Annotated in this window: 7 protein-coding genes; 3 read left to right on the forward strand and 4 right to left on the reverse strand. The window is 74.3% G+C overall.

All coding sequences use genetic code 11. The annotated features are described in order from the left end of the window. Together ACME2J_RS21910 and ACME2J_RS21915 are read right to left on the reverse strand one after the other, a co-directional pair. A partial coding sequence (locus ACME2J_RS21910; protein ID WP_495547074.1) for a S8 family peptidase occupies nucleotides 1-1,017 on the reverse strand: 1,017 nt, incomplete at its 3' end. Between the two features lie 63 nt (nucleotides 1,018-1,080). Next, on the reverse strand, nucleotides 1,081-1,377 hold the full coding sequence (locus ACME2J_RS21915; protein WP_495547075.1) for a metal-sulfur cluster assembly factor: 297 nt from the start codon (nucleotides 1,375-1,377) through the stop codon (nucleotides 1,081-1,083). 53 nt (nucleotides 1,378-1,430) lie between these two features. Here ACME2J_RS21915 and ACME2J_RS21920 point away from each other — a divergent pair, with 53 nt between their 5' ends. From ACME2J_RS21920 to ACME2J_RS21930, 3 genes are read left to right on the forward strand one after another with little or no spacing between them, the layout of a single operon-like run. After that, nucleotides 1,431-1,931, forward strand: coding sequence for an FxsA family protein (locus ACME2J_RS21920; protein ID WP_495547076.1), 501 nt, complete (start codon nucleotides 1,431-1,433; stop codon nucleotides 1,929-1,931). Beyond that, nucleotides 1,928-2,845 (forward strand): DUF7064 domain-containing protein, encoded by a 918-nt coding sequence (locus ACME2J_RS21925; protein WP_495547077.1) that lies wholly within the window; start codon nucleotides 1,928-1,930, stop codon nucleotides 2,843-2,845. Before ACME2J_RS21920 ends, ACME2J_RS21925 begins: the two co-directional genes overlap by 4 nt. After that, a complete protein-coding gene (locus ACME2J_RS21930; protein WP_495547078.1) occupies nucleotides 2,842-3,474 on the forward strand; it encodes an HAD family hydrolase in 633 nt (210 codons plus the stop codon). Before ACME2J_RS21925 ends, ACME2J_RS21930 begins: the two co-directional genes overlap by 4 nt. A gap of 55 nt (nucleotides 3,475-3,529) precedes the next feature. On the opposite strand, the gene ACME2J_RS21935 is transcribed toward ACME2J_RS21930, so the two are convergent. Next, the gene (locus tag ACME2J_RS21935; protein ID WP_495547079.1) at nucleotides 3,530-3,985 is read right to left on the reverse strand and encodes a hypothetical protein; all 456 of its coding nucleotides are present in this window, start codon (nucleotides 3,983-3,985) and stop codon (nucleotides 3,530-3,532) included. Nucleotides 3,986-4,085: 100 nt separating this feature from the next. Continuing rightward, the coding region (locus ACME2J_RS21940; RefSeq protein WP_495547080.1) for a sensor histidine kinase at nucleotides 4,086-4,568 on the reverse strand (483 nt) is incomplete at its 5' end.

The following is a 4,568-nucleotide window of genomic DNA, read 5'->3' on the forward strand; positions in this document are numbered from 1 at the left end:
CCGGTCGGCGGCGTCGGCCGCCGTGACGGACAGGCCCTTCCCGAGCGTGAGGTCGGAGCCCGTGCCGGTCGGCTGCAGGATGTTGCTCGGATCGCCCTGCTCGGTGACGGGCGCGTCCGCCGCGGCGGCGACGAGGACGACGTCCTTCTCGAGCGCGTACTCGATCGCCTCGACGATCGCGCTCGTCGGAGGTCGGCTCCCGTCGGTCCCGAAGCTCATGTTGATGACGTCGGCGCCGCGGTCGGCGGCGTCGGTGATGCTCGCGGCGATGCTCGAGTCCGACAGGTCCGTCTTGATGACGAGGAGCCGGCAGGCGAGGCCGGCGCCGACGAGCCCGACGCCGTTGTCCCCGCTCGCGCACGCCATCGAGGCGACGTGCGTCCCATGGCCGATCTCGTCGGTGTCGGAGCGGCCCGAGGTCGCGTCGCGGTCGACCGTGGCCTCGATGCGGCCGGCGAACTCGGGATGCGCGGCGTCGATGCCGGTGTCGATGACCGCCACCGTCGCGCCGTCCCCCCGGCTGAGGTCCCAGGCGGCGAAGAGGCCGGTGCGCTCGGCCCACCACTGCAGCGGGGACGTGGGAGCGGTCGGCTCCGGGAGCTGGAGCGACGGGTCGTTGGGCACGAAGCGCAGGGCGTGCCGGCGCTCCAGCTCGACGCGGGCGACCCCCGGGGCGCGGCGGAGGGTGCGCGCGAACGCCGCCGGCGTGACGCCGGCGGGGGGCGCGAGGAGCTCGGTGCCGAGCGCGTCGAGGGAGCGTCCCGCCCGGCGGCCGGCCGTGCGGTCGACGAGGCGCTCGACGGCAGCGTCGTGCGCGCGGGCGCGCGAGGCCCTCGCCCGGGGCGAGGCCTCGGCGCTCGTCGCCGCCGCCGGGGCGTCGTCGAGCGTGACGAGGACGCGCCCGGTGAGCTCCGTCTCGGCCGCGGCGGCGGACGGAGCCGCCGCGAGGGCGGCGAGCGCAGCGAGCGCGGCCCGCGCGAGGCGGCGGCGAGGGCTCCGGGCCGCGGTCGAGGTCATCGGCACCTCAACGCGCCCCAGGGGCAGGAGTTGCGCCCGCCGCGCGCCCGGGCGCGCCGTCGCTCAGAACCCGAGGGCGAACTTCGCGTCCTCGGACATCCGGTCCGGGGTCCACGGCGGGACGAACGTCATCTCCGACTCGACGGACTCGACGCCATCGAGCTCGCTGACGAACTCGTCGATCTGCTCCATCACCTGGGGCCCGATCGGACACCCGGGTGAGGTGAGCGTGAACGTCACGTGGACGTTCCCGCCGTCGACAGCGACCCCATAGATGAGACCGAGCTCGACGAAATCGAGCCCGAGCTCCGGGTCGATGACGTTGGTGAGGGCGGCCTCGACGTCGTCAACGGTGACCATGCCCCGAGTGTAGCCACCTCGCCGCGGTCTTCCTCGTAGCCTGTCGGTGCACCGTGCCGTTCCTCCTCGTCCTCTTCATCGTCGTCCCGCTCGTCGAGCTCTACGTCCTCATCCAGGTGGGGCAGGAGATCGGGGCGCTCAACACGATCGCGCTCCTGCTCCTCTCGTCGGTGCTCGGGACGCTCATGCTCCGCTCGCAGGGGCGCGCCGCCTGGAGGCGCTTCCAGGACGCGATCCGCACCGGTCGGCCGCCGACGCGCGAGGTCGCCGACGGCGCGCTCATCATCCTCGGCGGGTCGCTGCTCCTCACGCCGGGCTTCGTCACCGATGTCGGCGGGCTCGTCCTCCTCGTCCCGCCGACGCGGGCGCTCGTCCGCGGCTTCCTCGCACGGACGATCCTCACCCGCGCGGCGCTCGTCGTCGGCGGGCCCGCGGGGGCGGCCGGCGCCGAGGCGTACCGGCGCCGGCGGCGCGACTCCGCCAGGGACCACCGGGACGCCGACGTCGAGGGGACGGCGACGGAGGTCGATCCGAACCGAAGGGAGCTGCCATGACGGTCACCGAGCAGGACGAGGCGCCGCAGGAGCCGACCGGCTCCGCCTTCAGCGACGCCGTGACGGTCGCGTTCGGCGACCCCGCCGCCGACGTCTACGGCGTCGTCCGCGTCGGCGTCTCCCCCGGCCCCGACGGCGCTGCGCAGGGCAGCGGGCTCGGCATCCTCTTCTCGGGCCGGGAGCCGATCGCGGTCCGGGCCGCGGGCGGCCTCGCCGCGCCCGGGGACGGCTGGGACGGGATCGACGCCGCCGGGGTGAGGACGACGGTCGACGAGCCGCTGCGGCGCTGGACGGCCTCCTTCGTCTCCGAGGACGGGACGGCGGCCGTCGACCTCGCCCTCGAGGCGCTCAGCGGCCCGGTCGAGCTCGACCCGGAGGGTCCGGTCGCGCAGGCCGGCGGGATGCGCGGGTACGAGCAGCTCTGCCGGGTGCGCGGCACCGCCCGCGTCCGCGGCGGAGAGAGGCGGATCGACTGCCTCGGCCAGCGCGGTCACTCCTGGGGGGAGCCGGACTGGGACCGGATCGCCCTCGCTCGCACGATCGGGGCGTGGGTCGCCGAGGACCGGGCGCTCACGCTCGCCGCGGTCCGGCCCGCGAGCCGCGACGCGACGCACGCCGACGAGGTCGTCGCCGCGACGCTCGTCGCGCCCGGGCACGACGGGAGCGGCCTGCTCACGCTCCAGGTCGAGGATCCGCGCCTCTCGACGACGACGGACGCCGAGGACCGTCAGCGCCGCGCCGGCCTCGAGCTGTGGCTCGACGAGGACGGCTACCCCATGCGCGGCAGCGGCGAGGTCATCTGCGGGACGTCCCTCGACCTCGGGCGGCTCCGCCTGGACTGCTCGTTCTTCCGCTGGACGCTCGACGGCCACACCGGCGTCGGGCGCTACGACGTGCTGCGCCGGATCTCGTGATCCGAGCGGTCGTCAGCGACTTCGGCGGCGTCCTCACGACCGCGCTCGCGGACGCCTTCGGCGTCTGGCACGACGAGAAGGACATCCCGATGGCGGAGATGGGCGAGGCCATGGGGCGGCTCACGGAGCGCAAGGGCGAGAACCCGCTCTTCGCGCTCGAGTGCGGCCGGGTGAGCGCCGACGAGTTCTTCACGGAGCTCGGCGAGGAGATCGCGACCGCGATCGGCCGCCCCGTCGACATGAGCGACTTCACCGAGACGTACTTCCGCAGCCTCGACCCCAATCACGAGCTCATCGACTACCTCGCGGAGCTGCGTGACGACGGCGTGCGCCTCGGCCTCCTCACGAACAACGTGCGGGAATGGGAGCCGTACTGGCGGTCGATGCTCCCCGTCGACGAGCTCTTCGAGGTCGTCGTCGACAGCGCCTTCGTCGGCATGCGCAAGCCCGACGAGGGGATCTACCGCCTCACGTGCGAGCGCCTCGGCCTCGAGCCGGCGGCCTGCGCCTTCCTCGACGACTTCGCGCACAACTGCGAGGCGGCGCGGAACCTCGGCATGCACGCCGTCTGGTACCAGGGCGACGACGCCGCGGCGATCGCCGAGCTCGACCGCGTCCTTCGCCGGTAGGGGCCCCTCTTCGCGCACAGGACCCGCTCGCTGCGAGCGAGTCCGAGCCGGGCCGTCAGTTGTCGCTGCCGAGGCGGTCCCAGAGATAGAGCTCGAGGCAGTCGCTCGCGAGCTCCATCGCGCGGTCGTGGGAGAGCCGCGGGAGGACGGTCTCGAGCGCCTGCTCCTCCGTCACCCCCGCGTCGAAGGCCTCGTCGCCGCGGAAGCCCGCCGCGATCTTCAGGGCCTCGCGGCGGTTCTCGCCGAGCGTCGGGAAGACCGTGACGAGGAAGTCGCGGTTCGCGATCGGCTGGCCGACCTCGAGCGAGGCGTGCCAGGCGGCGAGCATCGAGAGGTCGTGCTCGTCGAGGTCGGCGACCGCCTTCGCGTAGTGGGTCTCGAGATCCTGCTCGGGGATCTCGTCGACCCAGGCGCGGACGAGCTCGCCGAGCAGCTGACGGCGAGCCTCGCGGCCGACGGTCTCTGCGATGACGCGGATCGCGTCCTGGGGTTCGATGAAGCAGAGGGGCATCACAGCTCCGCTGACGCTCGGTGGCGGGGACGTCGTGAAAGGTAGGTCGCGCGTCGGACGGCAGATCGGTCGGGGACCGGACGACCGGCGCGAGAGCCCGTCACGGGAGCGCCGTGGGCGCGACCGCGCCCGGCCCGCCGCCGTGCGCGGGCGCCGCGGACGGACCCGCTGTCGTCGCCCCTCCGCCGTCGGACGCGGCGACCGGCGCGGCGGCGACGACCGTGCCGAGCGGCTCCTCGCCGGGCCGTCCCGGGGAGGACGCGACTGCTCCCGGCTGGTCGCCCGTCGCCGCATCGACGGCTCCGGGCGCCGCGTACTTGATCGCGTTCGTCAGGAGGTTCAGGAAGACCCGGCGGAGGCGCTCCGGGTCGGCGCGCACCCTGAACCCGCAGCCGTCACGGTGATACCCGAGCCCGGCCTCCTCCATGCGGTGCGCCAACAGCTCCTCGGCGTCGGCGAGCACCTCGTCCAGGGAGACGTCCACGACCCGCAGGTCCGACTCCTGCGCCTCGAGCCGGGACAGCTCGAGGACGTCCTCGAGCAGCGACACGAGGGACCTCCCGGCCGAGCGCACCCGCTCGAG

This window comes from Paraconexibacter sp. (assembly GCF_059438195.1).